The sequence below is a fragment of the Paenibacillus sp. Y301 genome, assembly GCF_059445505.1.
In genome coordinates this window covers 32,518-58,164 of record NZ_JCAIUL010000012.1, presented here as the reverse complement: position 1 = coordinate 58,164, position 25,647 = coordinate 32,518, and the positions used below count along the sequence as shown (strand labels likewise).

The following is a 25,647-nucleotide window of genomic DNA, read 5'->3' as shown; positions in this document are numbered from 1 at the left end:
CGTGTACAATGAAATACAGGCTTTCTTATCCTATTGTAGAAGGAGATGTATCTAGACTATGCTTCCGCTTTATAAAAAGTATTGGCGTACCATCTTTGATATCGCATTAATTGCATTAACTGTTTTCTTAGTCATGTTTATCTTCAGCAAATTATATCAGTTAGCTACTCCTGTCTTCTTGTCCTTCATCATTTTTTTAATGATCGAGCCCTTAGCTAAATTTCTTAACAAACGAGGATTAAACAAGGCTGTGTCTTCTGCCATCTCCGTTTTGCTATTTGTTCTCGTCATTCTAGGAATTATCTTTGGTGTAGGAATTATTATCATCTCTCAGATCTCACAATTACAAGATAAGCTTCCCTACTACACTAGAGTTATTCAATGGGAATTCACACAGTCATTAGATTACTTACATAATAAGCTCAATCTTCTACCACCTAATCTTACACAAAAAATGAATGATTATTTCACGCTTTTAACGGATTTCACTTCAGACTTAATGGTAAATTTCTTTAAATATTTAGTGGGTGCCATTACAACATTCTCATCTTTCCTTGGCAACTTTGCGATCGCGATCATTTTAGCGTTCTTCTTAAGTGTTGAGATTCAAACTTGGCGCCGTATTGCTAGCAACAAATCACCTAAGACATTTAAGAATGCATATGCATTTCTAAAAAATAATGTATTCAAATCCATCGGTTCCTACCTTAAGGCACAGATGATTATGGTTTTCATTTGTTTCGTCATTTTATATATCGGTCTATTGATATTAGGTACCGGAAATGCATTATCCTTAGCACTCATTGGTGCTTTACTCGATATCATTCCTCTCGTCGGGGTGCCTGTCATCTTTATTCCATGGATCATCTATTTATTGATTGTAGGTAATGTAGGTCTAGCCATCGGTCTAGGTGTCCTACTTATTATTATCTTAGTCACACGACAATTACTGGAGCCCAAAATAGCAGGTAATTCCATTGGAGTAACCTCAGCATTCTTAATGTTGTCATTTATGATTGTTTCATTATCTTTATTCGGAGTTGCTGGTTTAGTTCTTTCTCCGATCTTACTGATCCTCATTAAAGAGTTACTCATGCAAGGTTATCTTATGCGCTGGATTAGGCTTCCTCGTGAAGAATTTGAGGTCTCTCCTTTTGACATGAGTCAGCCGTCCGACCCAGAAGCTGTTATACCTGTCGATGATGATAACACACCCATAATCTGACCAAAAAGTGCTGTCGCCTTGTTTTGAGTATCTGGAGCAACTTGCTCAAAAACAACCGCGACAGCATACTTAGGTTGTTCCACAGGACCATACCCTATAAACCATTCATTATTCTTGGGTTTTCCCTTTAATTTCACTTGAGCTGTTCCAGACTTACCCGCTACTTCCCATGCAACATGAGACAACGATTGGCCAGTTCCCTCTGTAACCACTCTTCTCATCATAGAGATGATGAAACTCGCAGTCTCAGGTTTTATACTGTTCTCTGTCTTTGGATATGTATGCGAAGTTAGTTGCTTCATCACTTGTCCATTATGATAAGAAATATGTTCTAATATACGAGGTGCTTGGACTTGTCCCTTGTTAAGAAGAGTTACCACCAAGTTTGCCGCTTGTAAGGGTGACATCGTTACATCCCTCTGTCCGATTCCCGTCTGAGCTCTAACCCCTCCATCGTTGGATGTAGATGAAGGGGCCATAATAACCCCTGTATCCTCATGATCAAAAGGCTTCATTTGAGACAATCCGAGAATATCGTGATCCTCCCAACCAACCCTTTTTCCTAATCCCAATGCTTGTGCTGTACTTTGAATCTGTTCTGCTGTAAGCCGCTCTGCCAACGTTGCGAATACAACATTACAAGATTGCGCATAAGCATGCTCAAGCGTTAACGTACCATGCCCTTCTTCTTTCCAACAGGATAGACCATACTTTCCGTAATGCCCTGTACAGTGGAATTTCTCATGTATGGAAGTTACCCCAGCCTCTAAAGCTGCAGCTGCAATAACGGTTTTAAAAATAGACCCCGGTGTCACCGCCTGTAGTGCTTTATTATTCCATTCTCCTTGTTCTGGATGAATCGCTTGCGGATTGTAGAAAGGCGCTGATACCATGGCTACAACATCGGCATTATGCGTATCCAATACGACAACAGATCCCTGTTTCATACCCGATTGCATCGTTAACTTTTCAATTTGTTGCTGAAGATGATTGTCTATTGTTGTAATTAATCGCAAAGGATAATATGGATTGTCTGGACCCTTCACTCGAATCCCTGTGCCCTGAATCGGTTGATTTCTCCCGTCTACTGTATAATAAGCTGTGGTGGGTCCAATCCCTTTTAGTAGGGGTTCCAATGTTTTTTCTAGTCCCGCTCCTCCTTGCTTCATAATCATTCCTTTCGTAGGATTCGATTTCTCCGAGGACTGTGTCAAATAACCTAGCCATTGATTTCCTGAAAGGTTGTTATGATATCTTTTATTAAAAGGTAATACTTTTATGCCACTCACATTCATATTTGTAATCGTATTTGCCTGCATTTCACTTAATGCCAGTGGCTCTACTCCTTTATCACTAAGCCATACCGTAGGTTCACGTAGATTATGCCATACTTTTTGAAAAGAGAACGCACTTGTCCCTAATATTGCAGCGATCTTCTCTATCTTCGAATTCACCGTATCACTATGAAGTGAACTTCTATCTACAGGAAATAATACAACCGCAGGAATCGTTTCATCTGTTAGTGACAGCCCATGGCGATCATAGAATCTTCCACGTCCTGAATCAAGCATAATAGCTCGTTCCCGTTGAATCATAGACATCTCCTGAAGTGTATATTTACTTTTCGGAAGTAACGTTACTCTCATAAACAATTGAATGTACGCTAAACGAAGGAATAAGATCACTATTAATCCTGTTAATATCATTAAACTATAAAAAATACGTTTCTTTTGTTTTAGAATCATAGGGTTTCCTCTTTTGATCTTTTCTCCCTAGTATGTCCCCTTTACGACTTATACAGCCATGCAGAACAGGTTAAGCATAAAAAAAGAAGGGAACACTTAGCCTCGTGTAGAGTCTAAGTATTCCCTTCTTCTCTTACCTACTCTTTACTTTATTTATAAATTAGACTGTGAATTTAGATAAAGCATCTTTTAATTCATTGGATACATTCTCTAGTTTACCAGATAATTGTACTAATTGATTACCAATGCTCTGTTGTTCATTACTGAGTGAAGCAACCTCTTCTGACGTTGCAGAGGACTCTTCAGCGACAGAACTTACGTTAGACATAGCATCCGACAAGATCGATTGGGTCTGATTCAAACCTTCAATGGAGGAGGTTACTGAATCAAGGCGCTGGATGAACTCACCCATTTGACCTTGTACGGAGACGAATATATCATTCGTTTCCTTCACAGCGCTCATTTGCTGCTGGAAGAGTGGGTATGCATCTGAGAGCGCACTTACGGTTTCATTCATTTCACCCATAATCCGATCCGTGATCTGACCAACCATATCAATGGATTGTCTGGATTGGTCGGCCAATTGTCTAATTTCATCTGCTACGACCATAAATCCTCTACCAGCCACACCCGCACGGGCAGCTTCAATGGTCGCATTTAGAGATAGAATATTGGTCTGCTTCGTAATATTCTGTAACACTTCAAGAACTTTGTTAACTGACAAGGTTGTCTCCTTAAGTCCATCTACCTTGGTCATTAGAGAACGTGTCATATCTTCGGTCTGATGTGTCTTAACTAGTAGATCACTCAATTGCTTCGTACCTAACTCACTAGAATTATCAACATGTCTGGCTGCTTGTCCCATCTCAATATTTGAGCTAATGACCGTTTGCATTTGTTGTGCAATATGATCCGTAAGTTCATTACCACGCTCGGCTTCGGTTGCCAGACTACTAGCACCATTAGCAATTTCCTCCGTTGCAATAGCAATCTCACGAGCCGAAAGTGCCGTTTTATTCGAAGCGTCTGACAATTCACTAGCGGTATTAAGAACCTCTTGGGCCGTATTATTTGTCTGGTTCACTAAGACCGTGATTTGTTCCATCATGATATTGAAGCTTTCGGAAAGTTGTCCAATTTCATCTTTAGAGATATGTTTGGAACGAACATAAAGGTTTCCCTTCGAACCTGCTATCATCAGATTTCTCAGATTAACCAGTGGATGAGCAATCATACGAACCATCAATATACCGATTAGAATAGCAATAATAGCCACACCAATGGCTGACCCTATGGTGAACGTTAGAATACCTTTAGCATTCTTCACCAATTCAGAAGTTGGAATCGTACCGATCAGCTTCCAACCCGTAGTTTTCAATGTATTATAGACAGCGAGTACTTCCGTATCTGCCTGATCGATTGTCGTATCCCCAGAAGATACATTCTTATCGAACGTAAGTGTGAGATTACTCTTTGTACCTGCCTCGTCTTTCTTACTAGATGCAACGATCTGACCTTCATCTGTATTCAGTTGTAACTTACCGCCAGTACCTAAATCGACGCCCCCGAGTTGTTCTTCCATTAAATCAGGTTTCAACTCAAAGACGATAACATATTGTTTAGCTGCTCCTGTGGTGCTCTTAAGTGAGCGTGCTAATTTAAAATAAGTTGATCCATCCTTACTCTTTTCCGTTGGAATCCAGCTCGTTGCGTTCTTATCCTTTAACAGTCCGAACCAGGGCTCAGAACGAACAGTATCAACATTTGTTGAAACACTTCCGCTTGTAATCGGACGCATCTCAGGATCATGCGGCACTAGAAAAAGACCTTTAATCGTACTATTTGAAATAATCTGACTAGACAATTTCTCATTAATTTCACTCGTAATTGTAAATATTTCATAATCTGATTGTCCGGGTACAGATAATTCCTCTACTAAAGTCTGCATCCCTTTATCAAAGAATAATTGCAACGCAATATCTTCATATTGTTTTAACATAATATCCATTTTCTCGGATGTTTGAATAATCGTCTGCCGATTAGCGTTGGCCGCCGTTTCCTCAATAGTACTCTTCGCCTTCATATATGATATGATTCCTACTAGTAACACAAATGCTACAATAGCTGTAAAAAAGATAAAAAATAGTTTGAGTCCCACGGATTTAGATGGGTTTAATTTCTTTATTTGTCGCCAGGTTAACCCGGAGATCTCACCTTCAGGGTTTGAATCCGTCGAAGGATTTCCTCCATGCTTAAAGATCCCTTCCGTCTTTTTAGATCCCCTTAACTTTTCTGTTTCTTGATTTCTCCTCTTACCTCTATTTGAACCCATGCATATTCACCTACCAGTATGTAGTGCAGAACGCATCATGAAGGCGATTACGTTTGCTAAATGTTAATATTCGACAATTTCCCTTATAATCCTTCACAAGTCCGAAAGATTTTTGATTTATGGTAAATAGATCAAAAAACAGGTCCTCATCTATATGGACTGAGGACCTAATTAGTACATTCATATCAAATTAATTAATTCTTCTTACAACGCATCATATCATAATATCGGACTGGTTGATCCACCTTTATAATTACATGTTGCATGGCATGGCGAGCAGCATCTAGTACGTTCCCCTTCTCATCCCAGATCGTATCTACACGTTGTTTGAAAAATGTTCCCCCAGGTCCAAAGAACTCGATCTCTTGCCCCGGTTTAAAATGATTACGTTGTTGTATAAGCGCCTTACCGTCTTCTTCATTATATTCTAATACTAATCCTGCGAAATCATATGGCGTCGCCTTTTCTTCAGGTTCATAGATATGATCTTCATGATCAGGAGTATCGAAGAAAAATCCTGTATTCAATGGACGGTTAGCCGCCTTGTTGATTTCCTCTACCCATTCAGGCTTCAATACATAATGTTCAGGATCTTCCATATAGGAATCGATCGCTTGACGATAAGCATTAACGACTGTAGCCACATAATGGAGGGACTTCATTCTACCTTCAATTTTAAAGCTGTCGATTCCGACTTCAATAAGCTCTGGGATACTCCCTAACATACATAAGTCTTTGGAGCCCATGGAGAAGGCATTATCATCTGATTGAAATAATGGACGATGTGTTACAGCGTTATTCGAATCTGCAACAACTTCTTGTTCCTGAGCATCCTCTTCGGAGACCCATACTTCATTCGAAGATCCCTCTTCAAATAGATCATAACTCCATCGACAAGATTGGCAACAACCGCCTCGATTAGAATCCCGGTCTGTAAAATGATTAGAAAGAACACATCGACCGGAAAAAGAAGAACACATTGCCCCGTGAATAAATGCTTCAATCTCAACATCTACATGTTGTTTGATTTCAGCGATTTCCTGAAGACTCGCTTCACGTCCTAATACGACACGAGGTAGTCCCTCCTCTTTCCAGAACTTCACGGCTTGCCAATTGATCGTTGATTGCTGTGTACTTAAATGCACCTCTAAATCAGGAACAGCACGCTGTGCAATTTCAATAATCGCTGGGTCTGCTGTAATAATAGCTGCGATACCTACTTCATGAAGTTTTCGCAAATATTCTTCAATACCCTCTAGATCTTCATTATGTGCATATATGTTTGTCGCCACAAATACCTTTGCTCCATACTTTTGCGCAAACTCAACACCTTCACGCATTTCTTCAAAGCTGAAATTGTCCGCATTAGAACGTAAGCCATATTTCTGTCCACCAATATAGACTGCATCGGCACCATAATGTACCGCAAATTTTAATTTCTCTAAGTTACCTGCTGGTGCCAAAAGTTCTGGCTTGTCTAGACGATATCGCTTGCCTGTATACTTCGGTTGAGACTTGACTTCCATTACTGTTCCACCTCACATAGTTCTGTAATTAATACACCTGTTCTTTATAAAAGAACCCAAAAGTCAATTCTCTATCAGAATCTTGAACCTTCCGAATCTGATCCATATACTCTTCTTGGTAGCTATAATTCACGGGATCAGCCATATAATTATCAATCACTTGTCTGTAAGTTCTTACAACGGCCTCATTATAAGTTAATGGCTTCAAGATTCCTTCCACCTTGAGACTATTCACACCTGCTCCTAACAGCAAATGTAAATCCTCTAATATACAGATATCGTCGGAGCTCATAATATGTGTGCCATTGATATCCTCATAGATCGGGAATTTCTCACCAGGTCTTTCTGCTTCAAGAAGAAATAATCCACGTTCTTTACCAAGATTCCCATCCTCTATAGGTCTACCTTGGTGTAACATATAACTTCCCACTAAACTTCGCTTAGAATGATAGATATTCGTCATTCCATGAACTTGAACCTGAGATTCCACCTTCAGATTACCATTCATTTCCGTAATTTCATCCATATTAAGTTCTCGAGCAAATACTACACGAGTAGCCCCTCTGCGTCCCCAATAGTTGGCTGTGGCATAATTCGTTGTTGTCATTTCTGCGTTCCAATGAAGATTCATCTGTGGCGCATAACTTTTAACTGCCATGAGGACAGATGGATCATTAAATTCAACAGCATCAACACCCGCTTCTCCCAGTGCTCTAACATAATCAGGAAGTGAATCTAATAGATCATTGGTCATCAAATTGTTAAGACTTACATATACCTTTACTTGGCGAGCATGGGCTTGTTGTACAGCTTCTTGAATATCCTCCATGGAGAAACTACCTGCTAGTCTCATCCCATAACGATCATTTCCAATCAGTAAAGCATCTGCCCCAGCGTTTATTAAAGCTGGAATCTCATTTAAAGACCCAGCTGTTACCAGAAGCTCTGGTTTATTAACCATGTTGCACCTCTTTTATTTTGACATACTATTGCTTTTTTCAATATTTACTAAGTGTTCTTTATACGTCTTTGCAAACAAATGTGTTTGAGACCCATCTTTTTTCGTCACATAGAAGAAATATTCAGATGCTTTCGGTTGAAGGGCTGCTTTAATTGAAGCAAGACTTGGGTTACAGATCGGACCGGGAGGGAGCCCTTTTTTTAAATAGGTGTTATAAGGACTCTCTATCTCTAAATCTTTATAGAAAAGGCGTTCTTTAGGCTTATCAAGTGCATATTGTACTGTAGCATCGATTTCTAACTTTTGTCCCTTTTTCAACCGGTTATCAATAACGCCAGCTACTAATGCTCGCTCCGAATCCACAACAACCTCACGTTCAACCAATGACGATATCGTGAGCAATTCATGTAACGTTAGCCCTCGTTGCTTCATCAGTTGCTCCCAATTTTCAATACTATTTAGTTTCTGTTCTAACTCAGATGTCATCTTCTTTATGATATCGATCTCTGTACTTCCCTTTTTCAATTCGTATGTTTCTGGGAAGAGATATCCCTCTAATGCATGCTTCATTTCTGAATCGTTAGGAATAGCTCCTGGTAATGTTTCATCGACATTGGTAGATTGGTTAGCTAACTTCAGAAAATTTGTACCGTCTACAAATCCCTCTTGATCTAGCTTCTCTGCTATTTGCTCAACTGTATATCCCTCAGGAATCGTGAAACGGATCATTTCTTCTTTGACGACGTCTCCATTATTCAACATCGCTATTAAATCATCGTTCGAATGTCCAGGTGTAGTAGCATAGGTACCTGCTTGAAATCGACTACCCTGATCTTTCCACTTCAGATATCCAATGAATATTAGTTCGTTCCTAATCAATGCTTTCTCATGTAATAGTTTGGCGATTTGAGTCGTACCCATGCCTTGCTCGATCGTAAACTGTACCTTGTCATCAGAATCTTTAACGGGTTGCAAACCGTTCCATATATACAACACGATACCGCCTACAGCCAATACTAGGAGCAAAAGTATAATACCAACTATTTTGGTTCTAGCTTTCAAGGAAATTCCCGTCCCTTCACAGCCAAAAAGAGCGGACTAATCCGCCCTTTCGGCATTTCCTATTGGAATGAGTTGTCGCTAAGATACTAGCAGATGTTACACGTGTTAAATATCGGTATCTTGAGGGAACGTCAATTCATCATACAACTCAGCGACGTTCTCCCATTCCTCATCATCATCAATGGTGACAAGCTCTAAATTGCCTTCTGCAGAAGTAACAATTTTGAGAATATCGTATTCATCACTATCTTCATCTACTTTTAGTAGAACGGCATAGCTCTGATCCCCAACAACAAATTCAGCACTTAGATCATATACTGATGTTATTCCTTCTTCATCTTCCAATTCCACTGTAGGACCGAAGGCTTCCTTTAAACGATTACTCCATTCGACCTGGTTACTAGAGAACTCAGTCATCTAATTGCCCTCCATCGAGTTCAGCAACAAGCGTATTGAATGTTTCTTCAACGATTGCCCATTCCTCATCACTTTCGATCATGTATAGTTTGATATCGTCCCCATCTTCATCTTCTTCATAACGGAATGCGTAGACTTCGTCTGTCTCTTCATCCTCTGAATCCATAGGAACTACCATCATATACTTAGCATCAGAACCATCCACTTCAAACTTCATAATCACTTCGAACTCTTCTTCATTGCCTTCTTCATCCGGTATATAAATAATTTCCGGTTCTTCTTCAATACTCATATTGTCATTAGCCATGTATATCACCCTCACCTTATACTCTTAGAATCTAAATAGTTTTGCAAAATTAAACTGGCTGCCATCTGATCTATGACCTGTTTACGTTTCTTTCGGCTGACGTTGCCTTCAATTAATGTTCGTTCAGCAGATACGGTTGTTAATCTCTCATCCCACAAATGAACAGGTATTTCTAGTAGCTCCTTCAGCTTATCCGCAAATTCGATGCAAATATCTCCTCGGAAACCTACTGAACCGTCCATGTTCTTGGGTAAGCCAACAACTATCTCAGCAATCTCATACTCCCGGACCAGAGCCGTAATTCGTTCGAACTCAATTCCTTCGCGACGACGTTCAATAACCTCTAGCCCTTGACCAGTCCAGCCAAACATATCGCTAACTGCCACTCCAATTCTACGATCCCCATAATCCAACCCCATGATTCTCATCAAGTTCTCCTAACGGTGATTGGCTAAATAAAACCTTACCAACTCTTCAATCAATTCATCTCGTTCTTTCTTCCTCACGAGACTTCTAGCATTGTTATGACGTGGTATATAAGCAGGGTCTCCGGATAAAAGATAACCGACGATCTGGTTGATCGGATGATATTCCTTCTCCACCAAAGCATCGTATACCGTCAGAAGTATCTCCTTCGAAGAAGCCTCTAACTCATCGCCATTAACATTAAATTTGACTGTCTTATCCATAGAATCCATTCACGACACCTCGCTTCTTTAAAACATGTTTAGCACGTTTTAGCGAATACAATCTTAAATATTTGTTTCTGTCACTATCATAACATATTCATCGCGTTGGAAGGAAATCCTGTTGTGAAGAATAAAAGAAATTTCCTTTTACTTAAGCCTTTATACTCTTAGTAACAAGCTCATTCACTGATTTCAGAGCTTCATCTAACTTACTTGCATCCTTACCACCAGCTTGAGCCATATCAGGACGGCCACCGCCGCCACCACCACAGATAGAAGCAATCTCTTTCACTAGCTTACCAGCATGCAGACCAGACTTCACTAAATCTTGAGGTACAGCTACGACAAAGTTCACTTTATCGTCCATTGCCGCACCAAGAACTAGTACTGCATTCGGAAGTTTCTCCTTCAGCTCATCTGCAAGAGAACGTAGGCCATCCATACTACCAGCATTTACACGAACTGCTAGTAATTCTACACCATTAACAGAAGTGACCTGGTCACTTAGCTTACCTGCTTCAATAATGCTTAGCTTACTCTGAAGCGATTCATTCTCACGATTTGCTTCTTTAAGTTGTAGATGCAATGCATCAATACGTTTAGGTACATCATGTAAATTAGACTTCAGCAATTCTGCTGATTGTTTAAGAATATCAAGTTGTCCTTCCAAGTACAGATACGCTAGACGTCCTGTTACTGCTTCAATACGTCTTACACCTGAACCAATACCACTCTCACTTACAAGTTTGAAAATACCGATCTGTGAAGTGTTGCTCACATGACATCCGCCGCATAATTCAAGACTATAATCTCCAACTTGTACAACTCTTACAATATCTCCATACTTCTCACCGAATAACGCCATAGCGCCTGAAGACTTCGCTTCATCGATTGATTTGTATTCAATATTGACATCAATGCCATTCCAGATCTGTTCATTCACACGACGCTCAATCTCTGTAAGTTCTTCTTGCGAAATACTACCGAAATGTGAGAAGTCAAATCGTAAACGTTGTGTATCTACCAAAGATCCAGCTTGGTTAACATGTTCCCCTAATACGTCCTTAAGGGCTTTATGCAGCAAATGGGTAGCTGTATGGTTCTTCACAATATCAGAACGTTTCTCACGGCTAACTTCAGCTTTAAGAGTCTCACCAACTTTTAGTTCACCCGCTTCAACAACCACGCGATGCACATGTTGACCTAATGGAGCTTTAAATAATCCTTCTACCTTAGCCGTAACTTGTCCGCCTCGTAACAGACCCTGATCACTGACCTGTCCGCCACTTTCTGCATAGAACGGTGTGATATCAAGTATGACCTGACATGCTTCACCAGCTGAAACGCTATCTACTAGAGCATCATTTACAATGATCGCCATGACTTTAGATTCGGTTACGCAGTCATTATATCCAACAAATTCACTTTTAATCGTTAAATCTCCAAGAATTCCGCCTTGTACTTGCATACTACCACCATCATGTCTTGCTGCCCGAGCACGTGTACGTTGCTCTTGCATAGCGGCATCGAAACCTTCTCTATCTACTGTAAGTCCATGTTCCGTTGCATAATCTTCCGTCAAGTCGAAAGGAAATCCATACGTATCGTAAAGTTTGAACGCATCACTACCACTAATAGAAGTCTGCCCTTGTTGCTTAGCTTGATTACTAATATCTTCAAGAATAGATAATCCATCAGATAATGTTTCATGGAAACGTTCTTCTTCTGTCTTTATCACTTTTTCAATAAATTCACGTTTCTCAACAACTTCAGGGTAATAGACACCCATGACGTTGCCAACCGTTTCCGTTAATGTATAGAGGAAAGGACGATCTAGACCCAACACTTTACCGTAACGAACCGCGCGGCGAAGCAAACGACGAATAACATATCCACGGCCCTCATTAGATGGTAGCACACCATCTGCAACAGCAAATGATACGGTACGAACATGGTCAGCAATCACTTTTAGCGCAATATCTTGCTCTACACTATCGTTATATTTCACTTTAGCTAACGTTGCCGTCTGTTGAATAACCGGTTGGAACAAATCGGTATCGAAGTTAGAATCCACATCTTGAAGAATAGATGCCAGACGTTCTAAACCTGCACCGGTATCAATATTTTTATTAGGAAGTGGTGTATAGCTACCATCTTTATTGTGATTAAATTGGGAGAACACAAGATTCCATACTTCTAGGTAACGTTCATTCTCTCCACCTGGGTACATCTCAGGATCCGACATATCATTCCCATAAGCTTCTCCTCGATCATAGAAAATTTCTGTACAAGGACCACATGGACCTTCACCAATATCCCAGAAGTTTTCTTCAAGTTTCACGATATGATCCTCAGAAAGACCTATTTTCTCATGCCAAAGTTTATATGCTTCTTCATCCTCAGGATATACGGTTACGGATAAACGCTCTGGATCGAAACCAATCCATTTCTTATCCGTTAGAAATTCCCAAGCCCATGTAATTACTTCTTCTTTAAAGTAATCCCCAATGGAGAAGTTCCCTAACATTTCAAAAAAGGTATGGTGACGACGTGTCTTCCCAACATTCTCAATATCATTTGTTCTTATGCATTTCTGAGAATTGGCAATCCGTGGATTATCTGGTTTCTCACGTCCATCGAAATATGACTTCAACGGAGCCATACCTGCATTAATCCACAAAAGGGATGGGTCATTATGTGGAACTAGCGGAGCACTAGGCTCAATCTTATGTCCCTTTTCCTCGAAAAAGTCTAGCCATTTGGAACGAATCTCACTTGCTTTCATATCAAACGCCTCCATCATATAGATCTAGCATATTCATGCCTAAAAACACAAAAAACGCCCCTGAATATTCAGGGACGATTAGATCGCGGTACCACCCTGGTTATCGCTTGAATCGGAAAATTATTAATATCCATCCTAGCGATCGCCTTTGTTACGGCTGCTAACGGGGTCCACCCGGTGAGTTTAACTCACACTCCGAAATTAGCTTTCCGACGGCTATACTTTCAGACTCTCTCAGCCTTTATGATTTCACACATAAAGGAGTCTGTTCTCTGGGCAAGAAACACCGACGTACTTTATTTCATCCTCGATTTATCCATTTCACTCATTATCAGTACAAGTATATAGAGCTACCATGCTTCTGTCAATCCAGTGTCACACCGTTTTTCGCTTGATAAAATAAGCGAATAGATGCTGAATGATGACTTTCATAACAGCCAACAAAGGTACTGCAATAATTAGTCCTACAATTCCCGCAATTTCTCCTCCTACTAATAAGGCGAATATGATCAGTACAGGGTGTAAATGTAGCTTTCTACCCACAACTTGGGGTGAGATCACATTACTCTCCAGCATTTGGCATATTGTATTCACAACAATAACCATCAATACCATTTTGATCGATACCGTAGATGCCATAACAACAGCTGGAGCAGCGCCTAGAAAGGGGCCTAGGTAGGGGACTACATTAAAGATCGCAACGACAATGGCAAGTAATAATGCATAAGGCATCCCTATGATCATATACCCAACATAAGCAAGAACGCCAATAATTATGCACACCATGAACTGTCCTCGAACATAACTACCTAGTGCGCTATCGATCTCTTTTAATACAACTACAACGGCCTTTCGCCCTGAACGAGGTAAGTATGACACCACTGTTCGTTCGAACACATCAAAGTCTTTTAAAATATAAAATATCAGGAAAGGAACGATAAATATATTAAGCACGATGTTAATGGTATTTCCTATGTTATCCATAAAACTGGATATTCCCTGGGCTAATCGGTCTTCCCACTGAAAGAACCAATCCATAACACCTGCCCTAACACCAGACGGAACAAGATTTGTATTTAAATTGGTCACGAAACTTTGAGCATGCATCGTCATCTCTGGTAGATGTTCATTTAATTCATCCAATTGCTCAATGACCACAGGAATCATATTCATTAGAATAACCACAAGACACGATATAAACACCGCATAAATAAGAAGTACGGCTATAATACGGGGTACTTTTCGATTCTGAAGCATACTAACGACGGGATTAAGGACATAAGAGATGATCATGGCAACGATGAATGGTGCAAGAATTATTTTGAGAAATTGATAGATATTCATGAACAAAGGGCGTAATAACCATATGAAGTAAACAATAATAAGACCAAATAATACCCAGATCATAAATCGAAACCATTTGTTATGTGTCATGGATTCCAATGGATCATCCCCCTTCCGGACTAGCTTCTACACGGTAGTATATGTACAGATCTTAAAGAATATTAAAAAACAAAAACACCTCCATCTATTGTCAACGTTCAACAACAAACAAGAGGTGTTTATGGGTATGTAAGAAAACCACCTATACGTTTACTAGCCACATACAATTAAGAAGAAACATGTATATGTGGGAAGTCTTGGGCCATTTCTTCACCAAAAAACAAATCATCCAAAGAGCTTAGTGTTCCATCTTCTTCTACTTGATAAACAGACATTTTCTCGCCGTTAACCGTTAGTTCGATGAAACAACCCCAGCAATAGAACTGATGAGATCCAATCTTTCCGATATCTTTCGAATTACAATTAGGACATTTCATATTTTCACCTATCCGCTTCCAGAATGAGTGGCTGTACTAGACGTTCCTCGCTCATAGGAGGAACCACAATAGCATTCTCCCCAACGACCATATCGGGTGTGCAGGGTAGCCACTTTCGTCCTTCAATTATATCCGTGACAAATCCATCACTAATTTCCAGACCTACTATTGTATTGCCCACTTCCTTGTCTATATAAACATCCGTTATTCTACCAAGCATAAGACCATCCTCTGTTATGACAGGTAAATCCTTCAGTTTGTTCTTTCCAAGAGAGTAAGTAAATTGTATGTTGTCGGCTTTCGTCTTACGAACAGCCTGTTGATTACGAATCATTACGGCATCCTCGCCGTAAGCAACAATATCACTCCAGTCAATGATTTTAACCATGCTAGAGAATAATGCTTTTCGTTCAAGTTCAAACCCGGTAATTGTTAATTGAGCATCTAAGATGAAATCGCACACTTTGCCAATTTCTTTGCCCTCTTCAACATCAAATACGGTTAATCCAATCATTTCTTGAAGCTTCAAGGCAAGACCCTCCTCACCATCATCAATTTGAAACCACAGTGCATTAGAACTATACACGAACTGACCTGAGCCATGATTTCTGGGATGACATGGAAAACCATCTTACCTCCCTATCCATTGTTGAGAATTACCTTTGATCTCTTTTACGTATGCGCTGAAGAATGGTTCCAATAATTTGCGCGGTGTTATCCATATCTTCAACAGTATTACCCATACCAAAGCTAAAACGAATCGCAGAGCGCAAAACATTCTCAGGAAGACCCATAGCTTTAAGAACATGTGATAATTCTAACGATCCAGAAGTACAAGCGGATCCACTTGCTGCCGCAATTCTCTCCATATCCAAACTCATAAGTAGTGTCTCAGAATCAACTTCAGGAAAACTAACATTGAGAATATGAGGTAGGAAATCCGTAGGATGACCATTTACAATAAAGGATTCACGTCCAATTTCCCGTTCTAATGCATGAAGTAAGGTACTTCTTAGAAGTAAATAGGACTCTCTTCTTGCTTGTAAGTTGTCATACACAAGTTCGATTGCTTTGGCGAATCCAACGATTCCGGCAATATTCTCTGTACCTGCACGTCGTTTCTTCTCTTGAAGTCCCCCATATAACCGAGCATTCAACTGTAGACCACGACGTACATATAGAGCGCCTACCCCTTGTGGCCCATTAATTTTGTGTGCTGAGAAGCTCATCAGATCCACAGGTAGCTCTCTACAAGAAATAGGAACCGCCCCCAAAGCCTGAACTCCATCCACATGGAATAGAATATCCCGACTACGTGCTAGCTTGCCTATCTCTTCGATCGGCTGAATTGTGCCTACTTCGTTGTTACCATACATTACACTAATCAGAATGGTATCATCCGTAATGGCGTCCTCTACATCACTAAGACTAACTTGCCCTGTTGAATCTACAGGAAGATACGTCACACGAAACCCCTGACGTTCAAGTTCATCACAAGTATGCAGAATAGCATGATGTTCAATAGAGGATGTAATAATATGCTTTCCTTTGTGGCTTAATAATGAAGATACCCCAAATAAGGCTAAATTATCACTTTCTGTTCCCCCGCCTGTAAAAACAAGTTCATCAGGATAACAACCTAATAATACACATGCGCGATCACGCGCTCCGTTTAATAGACGTTTGGCATCTCTTCCATACCTATGTACACTTGAAGCATTACCATATTGTTCAGTCATGATCTTCATCATGGCGTTAGCTACTTCTGGATGAATCGGCGTGGAAGCCGCATGGTCCAAATAAATTGAATTCATTGTAAAGCCACCACCTATTGATTTTTAAAAGACAGATTATTAACCATTAATGACAGACAAATAATCTGCTAAATATAAAACATGTAATTATCTGCTTCACTCTTCTCTTCAAAAGAGATAAGATCTGCAAGCGTCGTAGAATCTAAAGCACTAGCGATTCCATCTCGAATTCTAAGCCATAAGTCTCTCTTTGCTGGATCATCCTCTTCAGTAAAGTCCACAGGGGAGATCGGTCCTTCTAGAACGCGAATAACATCACCTGCAGTAATAGATGAAGGTTCACGAAATAAAATATAACCACCATAGGCTCCGCGAACACTTTTTACTAAACCTGCATTACGTAGTGGTGCAATCAGTTGCTCAAGATAATGCTCTGATAATTGATTCTTCTCAGCAATACTCTTTAATGAAGTAGGTCCTTCTCCAAATCTAGAAGCAAGCTCCATCATAATGGTTAATCCGTAACGTCCTTTGGTTGATATTTTCATCCATAGCACCTCTTTCTATTCGTATAAAACTCGTGTATGATTGTCTATTGTTCATTTCATCCATATTATAAACAAATATCGGTATATTTGGGGGTATTTCAACCTATTCCATCGTATTCCGATCATTACCCTTTGCTTATGGTATCATATTCGCTTCATATATGGAAAACAAACCGTTACAAATTGATGAAATGTTCGTCCGGAGTGGACATTATCATGGTGTGTGAAGTTATCGTGGTTATGTTAAAATACGATATGGGCATAATTTAAAGTTAGAGATGGTGATTCTAATGTCAAAAGATAATAGCAACACACGTGTCGTTGTCGGCATGTCTGGAGGTGTCGATTCCTCTGTCACTGCGCTGCTTCTGAAACAGCAAGGTTATGACGTAATCGGAATCTTCATGAAAAATTGGGATGATACGGATCAATTCGGGAATTGTACCGCCGAAGATGATGCTGAAGACGTACGTCGTGTCTGTGAACAGATCGATATTCCCTATTACACAGTCAACTTCGAGAAGGAATACTTTGATAAAGTATTTACCTATTTCCTTGATGAATATAAGTCCGGACGGACACCCAATCCTGATGTCATGTGTAACCGTGAGATCAAGTTCGGCGAATTCCTAAATAAAGCCCTCGATTTAGGGGCAGATTATGTGGCTACCGGACACTATGCCAGAGTAGTGGAAGAGAACGGCGTCTATAAACTATTACGTGGTATTGATAGTAATAAAGATCAGACATACTTCCTCAATGCCTTAAATCAAGAACAATTCTCTAAAGCTATGTTCCCAATCGGTCATCTTCCCAAGCCAGAAGTACGTCGTATTGCGGAAGAAGCTGGTTTATATACGGCTAAGAAAAAGGATAGTACAGGTGTCTGCTTCATCGGCGAACGTAACTTCAAAGAATTCCTAAGCCAATACTTACCCGCTCAACCTGGTAAAATGGTGGATATTGCAACAGGGGAAGTTAAAGGAGACCACGATGGGCTGATGTATTATACCTTAGGCCAACGCCAAGGTCTCGGTATTGGTGGATCTGGTAACGGTGAACCCTGGTTTGTAGCTGATAAGGATCTAGAGAAGAACGTCCTTTATGTGGTTCAAGGGGATAGTCATCCTAGTCTGTATTCAAACAGTCTTATGGCAACAGGAGTGAATTGGATTGAAGGAGAAGATTCTTTGCCCAAAGGACCTTTTACTTGCACAGCCAAATTCCGTTATCGTCAACCCGATCAAGGGGTGACATTGAACTGGCTACCCGATGGAACGGTTCATGTTGTTTTTGATAAACAACAAAAAGCCATTACGCCAGGACAAGCCGTTGTGTTCTTCCAAGGTGAAGAATGCTTAGGTGGCGGTACCATTGATAAAGTAGAAAAAGTACCTTACACTATCCCACCTGTAAAAATAAAATAAACATATTAAAAATGGGGTTGCTCTATAAGTCATGAACATGACTAGATCACCCCATTTTTTTTATGGAAGGTATCGAGAGCTTATTCACGCCGTCGCTCTTGATTCAGCTTAATCTTAGATTCATTTCCTTGTTCCGTCGCTTGATAGAATACCCGACGTGAGATGTCCTTAGGTAAATAATCTTGCTTCACATAATGATTAGGGAAATCATGAGGATATTTATATCCTGCATGTCCAAGCTTTACTGCCCCTTTGTAGTGGGTGTCCCTCAAGTGTAGCGGTACCTCCGCGGATCGCACATCGTCTATAGCCGTCATCGCTTTCGAAATAGCAAGATATACAGCATTGGATTTAGGACTTTCAACCGCAAATAAAATCGCTTGTGAGATATTTAATTTCCCCTCAGCCCAACCATTGTTCCGATACGCGTCAAGGGCACTCACCGCCTGTACCAGTGCCTGTGGATTGGCAAGTCCAATATCTTCACTACTCGCTGCAATCAATCGTCGAATAAACACCATCGGATCCATTCCAAGCTTCTCTACTCCATACAGAAACCAGAATAGTGCCGCATCACTTGAACCCCGAATACTCTTATGAAAAGCCGAAATGATATCATATTGCGTTGATTCATCTGCTTTTACAATAGGTTTACGAATCGATTCTTCCGCGACTTCAATCGTCACATGAATGGTACCATCATCTTCTGGAGCCGTTGTCAGCACGGCAAGCTCCAATGCATTTAATGCTCTACGAATATCTCCATTAGCCATTGTAGCGATATGCTCAAGTGCATCTACATCGACATTGAGCTTCATATAATTGAGACCCTTTTCCGAATCTACAAGAGCACGTTTCATAGCGATTAAGGAATGATCTTTCGTGAGTGCGTTCAATTGAAATAACGTTGATCGACTCATTAAAGCGCCATTGACGTAATGAAAGGGATTCTCTGTTGTCGCACCAATAAACACAATGGTACCCTTCTCAACAGCTGGTAACAATGCATCTTGACGCGAACTGTTAAAGCGGTGTACCTCATCTAAGAATAGAATCGTCTTAGTTCCGTATAAAGACTTACTGCTTTGCGCTTGATCAATAACCTCTCGCACATCTTTGACAGAAGCTTCGACCGCATTTAAGCGAACAAAGGTTGCCTTCGTATGATGAGAAATAATATGTGCTAACGTTGTTTTACCTGATCCTGGAGGTCCATATAAAAGAATCGACGAGACTTGATCCGCTTCAATCGCACGTCGTAACAATTTTCCTTGTCCAATAATATGTTCTTGCCCAATATATTCATCCAGATTTACCGGACGCATTCGATCGGCTAATAGCCGAGAGACTGGGTCTGATTCCTGCTGAAAAGAGAATAAATCCATATATAATTCACGTCCTTAACTCCATCGAGATTAGAAATGTCTTTATCTATCATATCATACTCGGGATGAACATAAGAAAACCGTCTGGCTCATCCGCCACACGGTATACGTTTTCTACAAGTAGAAACGACAATCCCATCCATTATCAAAGACGGCATTCGTTTCTACGAACTATAAAGGAACTATGAACTTCTATGCTAACTCTTTACTGAAGATTTACCTAGCTCCATCCGCATTTTGACAATGACCTTCCGGATACTGTCTTCAGATAAATGATAGGTTTGTTGCAAATCTTCAACAGAGCGACCTTCTGAATATAATCCATAAATTTCTTCATTCCTACGGGTGATCAGCTTCCGTGTTCCACTGAGTTCTCCCCAGCCCACACGCTGATTGTTCTTCTTCGGGATATATATCAATTCCCCATGAATATATTGTTGAAGCTCTTTCAACAAGCTAGGTGGAAGCACATCCCTGCCATTTTTGTAATTCGCGATAATCAACGTCCTCCTTAAAGCATTGTCCTTCTACTGCTGCATTTAAGATATTTTTAATAACGCCCATTGATTCCGCCTCCTTTCGACTATGTATTTTTTTTCCAACCGATCTTATTATACATCATTAAATACCCTCATGGTTATAAAAAAATAATAAAGGGGACCGCTTACGGCGGTCCCCTTCTGTAGGCTTCCGCTTACGCGGAAACCACCTCGTATGCGTTGATCAATTCAATCAGCCTCCTTTCATGGCGTAATGGTCGGTTCCGACATCCTTATTAACTCATATAATCAGGTATACCAACAAGTGAAAGAATGAGTAAAACTATTTTTTACCAAAAAAGGACTACCCCAAGGGGTAATCCTCATCATTTATTCTATTCAGATTCTTCAGGCCAACCTTCAACGGCTATCTCTTCTTCAGTGCTACCCAAATAATTAGGGATATCTTCGCCATGCAGAATCCATAGCTCATGCAACGCACGCGTACAACCTACATACATCAACTTAGCGTCCCATGGCTTGGGACCATAATGTTCTAAATCTGCATCCGCTACAATAACAGCATCAAATTCCAACCCTTTGGACAGATACACGGGAAGTACAGATAACCCACCTTGATAGGCTTGTTTACTTCCATCAATCAGGTGTAAATCAGCTACACTTCCTGCTAATTGCTGATGTAATTCTCTAGCCTCATGAAGTGTTCTCGTCAGGATAGCTACCGTCCGATACTCTTTAATAGACAATCGACTTAATGCTTCTTGTAGATTACTTACCCTTGCATCCTCACCTTGACCATAAGGAATTAATCGAACTGGATCTCCACTACGAAATACGGGGACTGCCATAAGATCACTTTGGACACCTTTTTCCAAAATGCCATTCGCAAATTCGATAATCTCCATGGTTGAACGATAACTTCGAGTTAATGCGAAATAAGCCGTATGTTCTGGCTTAAATAATGAACTCATCTCTTCCCAGTGATGTACTCCCCGATATGCATGAATTCCCTGTGAAAGGTCTCCTAGAATGGTGAACGAATGTCCCTTTACAAATAAATCAAGAACAGCCACCTGGAAAGGTGAGAAATCTTGTGCTTCATCAATAACGATATGATCAAATCGCTGATCGCCTGTTATATCATTCAATAAATAATGAATATAAAGAAGGGGGGACAGATCCTCTTCACGAATGATATCCTTCTTAAGATCAGACTGGGTTGATTTCAGCAAGCTAGCTGGAATTCCTTCTAATGCTTCATCTGACCATCCGATAGGTGCTTTCAAAGCACGAAACATTTGTTTATATAATGTCAAAGGCTCATATTTAGGCCATTTGGAAGAATAACTCTTCTCACGTTGTGTTGCCTTTTTCTTACGATCTTTAAGGACGGCTTCTGATGGAGACTTCTTAAGCTCCATTTCTACCCAACGATGGATCCTCGCCATGACACGCTCTTTACGTTTGGCAAGTGGATACGGCTTGTATTCTTCGTTATACCAATATAGAATCTTGTCCCGTGATAATACCTTACCATCCCATGGGGTGAAATCACCTTCTGGTACAGAGGAATTCTCCAACGATTCAATTACACTTGAGATCATCTTCATGAGCGTCAAAGACCCTTTGAATCGCCCTGGTACCTCATCATTCAATTCCCGAGTTCCACCTACATGTTCGAACCAATAATATAGTGTCTCCCCTGCATCTGCAAGTGGCATATTTAACTCAAGCACGTCCATTGCCCAATCAGCAAAGGTACTCTGTTGAATATCACCTACGCCCAGTTCAGGAAGTACATCAGAAATATAATCCAAGAACATATGGTTGGGAGCAAAAATAATCATTTTTTCCGCTGTGACCTGTTCTTTGTACTGATACAGTAAAAAGGCCAGACGGTGTAGTGCGACGGTTGTTTTTCCACTACCTGCTACGCCTTGAATAATGAGTGCTGTATTCTTGGCAGCACGAATAATCTGATCCTGTTCTGCCTGAATCGTTGATACGATATCACGCAACTTATTATCCTTGTTCTCTCCAAGACGAAAGACTAGAAATTCATCGGATACCGCAGGTTGCTCATTCTCTCTGTTATAGGTATCAGAAACTCGCTCTAATATTTGTTTTCGTATAACGACGTTACGTTTCAAATACACAAGCCCTTCAATCAGTCCTTCAGGCGCTTCATAAGACGCAGACTCCTCACCACCCGTGAATGAGTAAAAAAGACTCGCCACAGGTGCACGCCAATCGATAACAAGTGGCTGATCTGTCACCACTTCACGATCGACACCAATCTTTCCGATATAAAGTGGTTTTTTGTCTTGATCCTTCGTACCTTGGAAATCCAAGCGTCCAAAATAAGGCTCCTGCAGGCTTTTGGCCAGTGCTATACGCTTCTCTTCACGCCCCGCTTCGAGGATTTGCTCTGTGAAATCATGTCCCGTATAGACATCAACACCTTGCAGCCATTCCAGTTGGCGATCAATTTCTGAGATCGCATCATTCAGCCTTTTCTCTTCCTCTTGATAGGCACTTTGAAAGTCATTTTCCAATTTCAGTTACCTCCTAAAAGTTTTTTTGGAGCTTTCGCTTCCTGCTCTACTTCGCAAAAAAAACTTGCTTCGTAAGCATAATCCAAAGTTTTTTTGGAGCTTTCGCTTCCTGTTTGATATAAGCTTTGCTTAAAATATTGTCTTACAGCAAAGAAAATCAAGTATATCATAACGCTATTTGAGAAACCACGAGCCATTTTGAATTTAACCAACATCAGCGAAGGTGAAGGAATTGTCCTGAAGAAGCAGCAGCGTTTGCCTACAAGCTTTCCATAGGAAAGCTTCTTCGAAAGCATAGGTTTGCCCTCTGATTTCATCCGCTTCAAGCAATATACAATCAAGAAATCAGAGGGCATCAGCGATCTGAAGGACAATCCGTCATCGTAGCTGCATCCAACTAGAATGCTTGGTAAACCTTTTATAACATGGAATTAAGAACAAAGTTAGCTATAAACAAAATAGCAATTCCGTATAGAACGGGAGAAACTTCTTTCCCTCTATTCTGAGCTAACTTCACAACAGGATACGCAATGAAGCCAAAGGCCATACCATCCACAATACTGTAAGTAAATGGAATCATCACCATCAACAAGAAAGCTGGAAAAGCTTCGGTAAGATCTTTGAAATCCATTTCCTGTACACTTTGAACCATCAACCCACCAATAATAATTAGAATAGGTGCGAGAGCACTATCCGGAATCCAAGTCAGTAGGGGGATAAAGAAAAATGTTGCCCCAAACAAAATAGCTGATACTAATGAGGTCAACCCAGTACGCCCTCCTGCCGCGATACCGGCAGTAGACTCTGCAGCAGCTACAACAGGGCTTGTACCAAATATACCGGCAAATATATTCGTTACTGACAAGGCTCTGAGGCTTCCCTTAAAGTTCTCTGGACGTCCTATAAGAGTTGTCTGAGAAGCAACTAACCCAATATTTTCAAAGACAACAATCAACAACATGAGAAAAACAGCAATCCAAAATACGATACTTCCGATACTGGTCCATGATAGTCCTGCAAATACCTCACCGTATGCTTGGAAGGTATGACCTGACTCCGCTTTAGTTGAAGTTGGTCCGGCGCCTAGGAGATACGCAAGTCCAGTTCCTACAAGCATCGTAATGAGCATGCCTCCCTGTACTCCTCGTACAAAAAGAACTAATCCTAAGAGTAACGTCACACAAGATACGATAACGGATGGATCTGAGAAATGTCCAATAGCGACAAATGTCGTCGGATGTGCAACTACAATGCCAGATTTCTGTAATCCAATGAACGTTAGAAATAATCCAATTCCTACGGTTATACCATGTTGAAGATTCTTAGGAATGGCTTCACTGATGATTTTGTATAACGAAGTAAAAGCTACGATTGAAAAAATCACGCCCGTAACACTAACAACAGCAAGCGCTTCCTGCCAGCTAAGCTTCATAGAATGGACTAGCGTATAGGTGAAAAAGGCGTTAATTCCCATACCCGGGACAACAATAATAGGTGACTTCCCTCCAAAAGCCATTAGCAGACACCCCATAATTGACGTTAGTAGTGTACCCACCATGGCTGCTTTTAGTGGCATTCCTGCATCGTGAAGAATCGTAGCATTGACCATCACAATATAAACAACTGCAAAATAGGATACCAATCCTGCAATCCATTCTTTCTTCCAATCATCTTCTGGGGTAAGACCTAAACTTCGGTGCCAAAATCCTGTTTTCATCTACTTGCTCCCCTATTCTCTATTTACATTTAAATTCAGTCTCTAGCATATCTCATAATCACAAAAAAAGGACGTGGAGACCGAAATTCGGCAACCACGCCAACCCTATTTTGAAATTAAAAATTCACGTTTATGTCACAATCCCATTGTTAGCAAGTAACTCTCGAACCGCAACACTAGCCATAATTAATCCTACAACTGGCGGTACAAAAGCATTGCTCGCAGGCGGTTGCTTCGCTTTCCGTCTATCTGGTGCATTCTCCGGCACAATCTTCTGTGTGATATCTTCGCGTGGTTTCATCGGTGTCTCCGTAGAGAACACGACTTTCACGCCTTTCTTAATACCATCCTTGCGAAGTGTAGTACGAATGACCCTGGCAATAGGATCCATTGTTGTCTTCGATATATCTGCTACTTGAAAACGTGTTGGATCCATCTTGTTCGCAGCACCCATACTAGAAATCATCGGAATCTTTCTCTTGAGGCATTCTTTAATAATATGAATTTTATACACAATGGTATCAGACGCATCTAGTACATAATCCAAGTCATATTTAAATAATTCCTCATACGTTTCATCCGTATAAAACATATTGAGCGCGATAGCCTCACACTCTGGATTAATGAGTTTAACCCGATCAACCATTAATTCTGTCTTTTTCTGACCTACTGTCGTAGTTAAGGCATGAATTTGTCGATTAACGTTCGTGATATCCACAACGTCTTTGTCAATCAGAATGATTCGTCCAACTCCTGTACGAGCGAGGGCCTCCACTGCAATGGAGCCCACTCCCCCGATACCCAAGACGGCTACCGTGCTATTCTTCATGATTTCAAGGCCTTCTGATCCAATCGCGAGTTCTGTACGCGAGAATTGATTCAGCATCTAACT

At 40.6% G+C, this 25,647-nt stretch carries 23 protein-coding genes; 2 read left to right on the top strand and 21 right to left on the bottom strand.

Annotated elements, in window-relative coordinates; genetic code table 11:
- Nucleotides 1–58: 58 nt before the first annotated feature.
- Complete coding sequence (locus tag AC1D69_RS19045) at nt 59–1,225, top strand: AI-2E family transporter (RefSeq protein ID WP_495457722.1); 1,167 nt, start codon at nt 59–61, stop codon at nt 1,223–1,225.
- Here AC1D69_RS19045 and AC1D69_RS19040 read toward each other — a convergent pair.
- From AC1D69_RS19040 to cymR, 15 genes are all read right to left on the bottom strand, one after another.
- The gene (locus tag AC1D69_RS19040) at nt 1,165–2,970 is read right to left on the bottom strand and encodes a peptidoglycan D,D-transpeptidase FtsI family protein (RefSeq protein ID WP_495457721.1); all 1,806 of its coding nucleotides are present in this window, start codon (nt 2,968–2,970) and stop codon (nt 1,165–1,167) included. The two genes, AC1D69_RS19045 and AC1D69_RS19040, sit on opposite strands and share 61 nt — an antisense overlap.
- A gap of 160 nt (nt 2,971–3,130) precedes the next feature.
- A complete protein-coding gene (locus AC1D69_RS19035; RefSeq protein WP_495457720.1) occupies nt 3,131–5,302 on the bottom strand; it encodes a methyl-accepting chemotaxis protein in 2,172 nt (723 codons plus the stop codon).
- Nucleotides 5,303–5,496: 194 nt separating this feature from the next.
- On the bottom strand, nt 5,497–6,828 hold the full coding sequence (locus AC1D69_RS19030) for a peptidase U32 family protein (RefSeq protein ID WP_495457719.1): 1,332 nt from the start codon (nt 6,826–6,828) through the stop codon (nt 5,497–5,499).
- A gap of 28 nt (nt 6,829–6,856) precedes the next feature.
- Nucleotides 6,857–7,789: a peptidase U32 family protein gene (locus tag AC1D69_RS19025; RefSeq protein ID WP_495457718.1), complete on the bottom strand. Its 933-nt coding sequence runs from the start codon at nt 7,787–7,789 to the stop codon at nt 6,857–6,859.
- A gap of 12 nt (nt 7,790–7,801) precedes the next feature.
- Nucleotides 7,802–8,851 carry an endolytic transglycosylase MltG gene (gene mltG, locus AC1D69_RS19020; RefSeq protein ID WP_495457717.1) on the bottom strand — a complete coding sequence of 350 codons (1,050 nt, stop codon included), beginning with the start codon at nt 8,849–8,851 and terminating at the stop codon, nt 7,802–7,804.
- 105 nt (nt 8,852–8,956) lie between these two features.
- Nucleotides 8,957–9,268, bottom strand: coding sequence for a DUF1292 domain-containing protein (locus AC1D69_RS19015; RefSeq protein ID WP_495457716.1), 312 nt, complete (start codon nt 9,266–9,268; stop codon nt 8,957–8,959).
- A complete protein-coding gene (locus tag AC1D69_RS19010; protein ID WP_495457715.1) occupies nt 9,261–9,575 on the bottom strand; it encodes a DUF1292 domain-containing protein in 315 nt (104 codons plus the stop codon). Before AC1D69_RS19010 ends, AC1D69_RS19015 begins: the two co-directional genes overlap by 8 nt.
- A gap of 11 nt (nt 9,576–9,586) precedes the next feature.
- Complete coding sequence (ruvX, locus tag AC1D69_RS19005) at nt 9,587–10,003, bottom strand: Holliday junction resolvase RuvX (RefSeq protein ID WP_495457714.1); 417 nt, start codon at nt 10,001–10,003, stop codon at nt 9,587–9,589.
- A gap of 9 nt (nt 10,004–10,012) precedes the next feature.
- Nucleotides 10,013–10,273, bottom strand: a complete 261-nt coding sequence (locus AC1D69_RS19000) for an IreB family regulatory phosphoprotein (protein ID WP_068659186.1) — start codon at nt 10,271–10,273, stop codon at nt 10,013–10,015.
- Nucleotides 10,274–10,415: 142 nt separating this feature from the next.
- Nucleotides 10,416–13,049 (bottom strand): alanine--tRNA ligase, encoded by a 2,634-nt coding sequence (alaS, locus tag AC1D69_RS18995; RefSeq protein WP_495457713.1) that lies wholly within the window; start codon nt 13,047–13,049, stop codon nt 10,416–10,418.
- A gap of 375 nt (nt 13,050–13,424) precedes the next feature.
- Nucleotides 13,425–14,483 (bottom strand): AI-2E family transporter, encoded by a 1,059-nt coding sequence (locus AC1D69_RS18990; RefSeq protein ID WP_495457781.1) that lies wholly within the window; start codon nt 14,481–14,483, stop codon nt 13,425–13,427.
- Between the two features lie 176 nt (nt 14,484–14,659).
- Complete coding sequence (locus AC1D69_RS18985) at nt 14,660–14,869, bottom strand: YrzR-like zinc ribbon domain (protein WP_495457712.1); 210 nt, start codon at nt 14,867–14,869, stop codon at nt 14,660–14,662.
- A 4-nt stretch (nt 14,870–14,873) separates the two neighbouring features.
- Nucleotides 14,874–15,398, bottom strand: a complete 525-nt coding sequence (locus tag AC1D69_RS18980) for a PRC-barrel domain-containing protein (protein WP_495457711.1) — start codon at nt 15,396–15,398, stop codon at nt 14,874–14,876.
- A 127-nt stretch (nt 15,399–15,525) separates the two neighbouring features.
- Nucleotides 15,526–16,683, bottom strand: coding sequence for a cysteine desulfurase family protein (locus AC1D69_RS18975; RefSeq protein WP_495457710.1), 1,158 nt, complete (start codon nt 16,681–16,683; stop codon nt 15,526–15,528).
- A gap of 68 nt (nt 16,684–16,751) precedes the next feature.
- Nucleotides 16,752–17,171: a cysteine metabolism transcriptional regulator CymR gene (cymR, locus tag AC1D69_RS18970; RefSeq protein ID WP_495457709.1), complete on the bottom strand. Its 420-nt coding sequence runs from the start codon at nt 17,169–17,171 to the stop codon at nt 16,752–16,754.
- A 290-nt stretch (nt 17,172–17,461) separates the two neighbouring features.
- On the opposite strand from cymR, the gene mnmA reads away from it, so the two are divergent.
- Nucleotides 17,462–18,598 (top strand): tRNA 2-thiouridine(34) synthase MnmA, encoded by a 1,137-nt coding sequence (gene mnmA, locus AC1D69_RS18965; protein ID WP_495457708.1) that lies wholly within the window; start codon nt 17,462–17,464, stop codon nt 18,596–18,598.
- 80 nt (nt 18,599–18,678) lie between these two features.
- Here mnmA and AC1D69_RS18960 read toward each other — a convergent pair whose 3' ends face one another.
- The 6 genes from AC1D69_RS18960 to AC1D69_RS18935 form a co-directional block, all read right to left on the bottom strand.
- On the bottom strand, nt 18,679–19,983 hold the full coding sequence (locus AC1D69_RS18960) for a replication-associated recombination protein A (protein WP_495457707.1): 1,305 nt from the start codon (nt 19,981–19,983) through the stop codon (nt 18,679–18,681).
- Between the two features lie 197 nt (nt 19,984–20,180).
- Nucleotides 20,181–20,453, bottom strand: a complete 273-nt coding sequence (locus AC1D69_RS18955) for a CD3324 family protein (RefSeq protein ID WP_495457706.1) — start codon at nt 20,451–20,453, stop codon at nt 20,181–20,183.
- 404 nt (nt 20,454–20,857) lie between these two features.
- Nucleotides 20,858–23,038: a HelD family protein gene (locus AC1D69_RS18950; RefSeq protein ID WP_495457705.1), complete on the bottom strand. Its 2,181-nt coding sequence runs from the start codon at nt 23,036–23,038 to the stop codon at nt 20,858–20,860.
- A gap of 2 nt (nt 23,039–23,040) precedes the next feature.
- Nucleotides 23,041–23,355, bottom strand: a complete 315-nt coding sequence (locus tag AC1D69_RS18945) for a hypothetical protein (RefSeq protein WP_495457704.1) — start codon at nt 23,353–23,355, stop codon at nt 23,041–23,043.
- A 101-nt stretch (nt 23,356–23,456) separates the two neighbouring features.
- Nucleotides 23,457–24,755 carry an NCS2 family permease gene (locus AC1D69_RS18940; RefSeq protein WP_495457703.1) on the bottom strand — a complete coding sequence of 433 codons (1,299 nt, stop codon included), beginning with the start codon at nt 24,753–24,755 and terminating at the stop codon, nt 23,457–23,459.
- A 130-nt stretch (nt 24,756–24,885) separates the two neighbouring features.
- Complete coding sequence (locus AC1D69_RS18935; protein ID WP_495457702.1) at nt 24,886–25,641, bottom strand: tRNA threonylcarbamoyladenosine dehydratase; 756 nt, start codon at nt 25,639–25,641, stop codon at nt 24,886–24,888.
- Nucleotides 25,642–25,647: the final 6 nt, after the last annotated feature.

Excerpts from the sequence above, each read along its gene's own strand:
- mnmA (WP_495457708.1), top strand. The coding sequence starts at position 17,462 with ATGTCAAAAGATAATAGCAACACACGTGTCGTTGTCGGCATGTCTGGA.
- ruvX (WP_495457714.1), bottom strand. The coding sequence starts at position 10,003 with ATGAGAATCATGGGGTTGGATTATGGGGATCGTAGAATTGGAGTGGCA.
- AC1D69_RS18975 (WP_495457710.1), bottom strand. The coding sequence starts at position 16,683 with ATGAATTCAATTTATTTGGACCATGCGGCTTCCACGCCGATTCATCCA.
- alaS (WP_495457713.1), bottom strand. The coding sequence starts at position 13,049 with ATGAAAGCAAGTGAGATTCGTTCCAAATGGCTAGACTTTTTCGAGGAA.
- AC1D69_RS18990 (WP_495457781.1), bottom strand. The coding sequence starts at position 14,483 with ATGACACATAACAAATGGTTTCGATTTATGATCTGGGTATTATTTGGT.
- AC1D69_RS18935 (WP_495457702.1), bottom strand. The coding sequence starts at position 25,641 with ATGCTGAATCAATTCTCGCGTACAGAACTCGCGATTGGATCAGAAGGC.
- cymR (WP_495457709.1), bottom strand. The coding sequence starts at position 17,171 with ATGAAAATATCAACCAAAGGACGTTACGGATTAACCATTATGATGGAG.
- AC1D69_RS18960 (WP_495457707.1), bottom strand. The coding sequence starts at position 19,983 with ATGGATTTATTCTCTTTTCAGCAGGAATCAGACCCAGTCTCTCGGCTA.
- AC1D69_RS19035 (WP_495457720.1), bottom strand. The coding sequence starts at position 5,302 with ATGGGTTCAAATAGAGGTAAGAGGAGAAATCAAGAAACAGAAAAGTTA.
- AC1D69_RS19040 (WP_495457721.1), bottom strand. The coding sequence starts at position 2,970 with ATGATTCTAAAACAAAAGAAACGTATTTTTTATAGTTTAATGATATTA.
- AC1D69_RS19010 (WP_495457715.1), bottom strand. The coding sequence starts at position 9,575 with ATGGCTAATGACAATATGAGTATTGAAGAAGAACCGGAAATTATTTAT.
- AC1D69_RS19015 (WP_495457716.1), bottom strand. The coding sequence starts at position 9,268 with ATGACTGAGTTCTCTAGTAACCAGGTCGAATGGAGTAATCGTTTAAAG.
- AC1D69_RS18985 (WP_495457712.1), bottom strand. The coding sequence starts at position 14,869 with ATGAAATGTCCTAATTGTAATTCGAAAGATATCGGAAAGATTGGATCT.
- AC1D69_RS19000 (WP_068659186.1), bottom strand. The coding sequence starts at position 10,273 with ATGGATTCTATGGATAAGACAGTCAAATTTAATGTTAATGGCGATGAG.
- AC1D69_RS18940 (WP_495457703.1), bottom strand. The coding sequence starts at position 24,755 with ATGAAAACAGGATTTTGGCACCGAAGTTTAGGTCTTACCCCAGAAGAT.
- AC1D69_RS19025 (WP_495457718.1), bottom strand. The coding sequence starts at position 7,789 with ATGGTTAATAAACCAGAGCTTCTGGTAACAGCTGGGTCTTTAAATGAG.
- AC1D69_RS18945 (WP_495457704.1), bottom strand. The coding sequence starts at position 23,355 with ATGAAATCAGAGGGCAAACCTATGCTTTCGAAGAAGCTTTCCTATGGA.
- AC1D69_RS19045 (WP_495457722.1), top strand. The coding sequence starts at position 59 with ATGCTTCCGCTTTATAAAAAGTATTGGCGTACCATCTTTGATATCGCA.
- AC1D69_RS19030 (WP_495457719.1), bottom strand. The coding sequence starts at position 6,828 with ATGGAAGTCAAGTCTCAACCGAAGTATACAGGCAAGCGATATCGTCTA.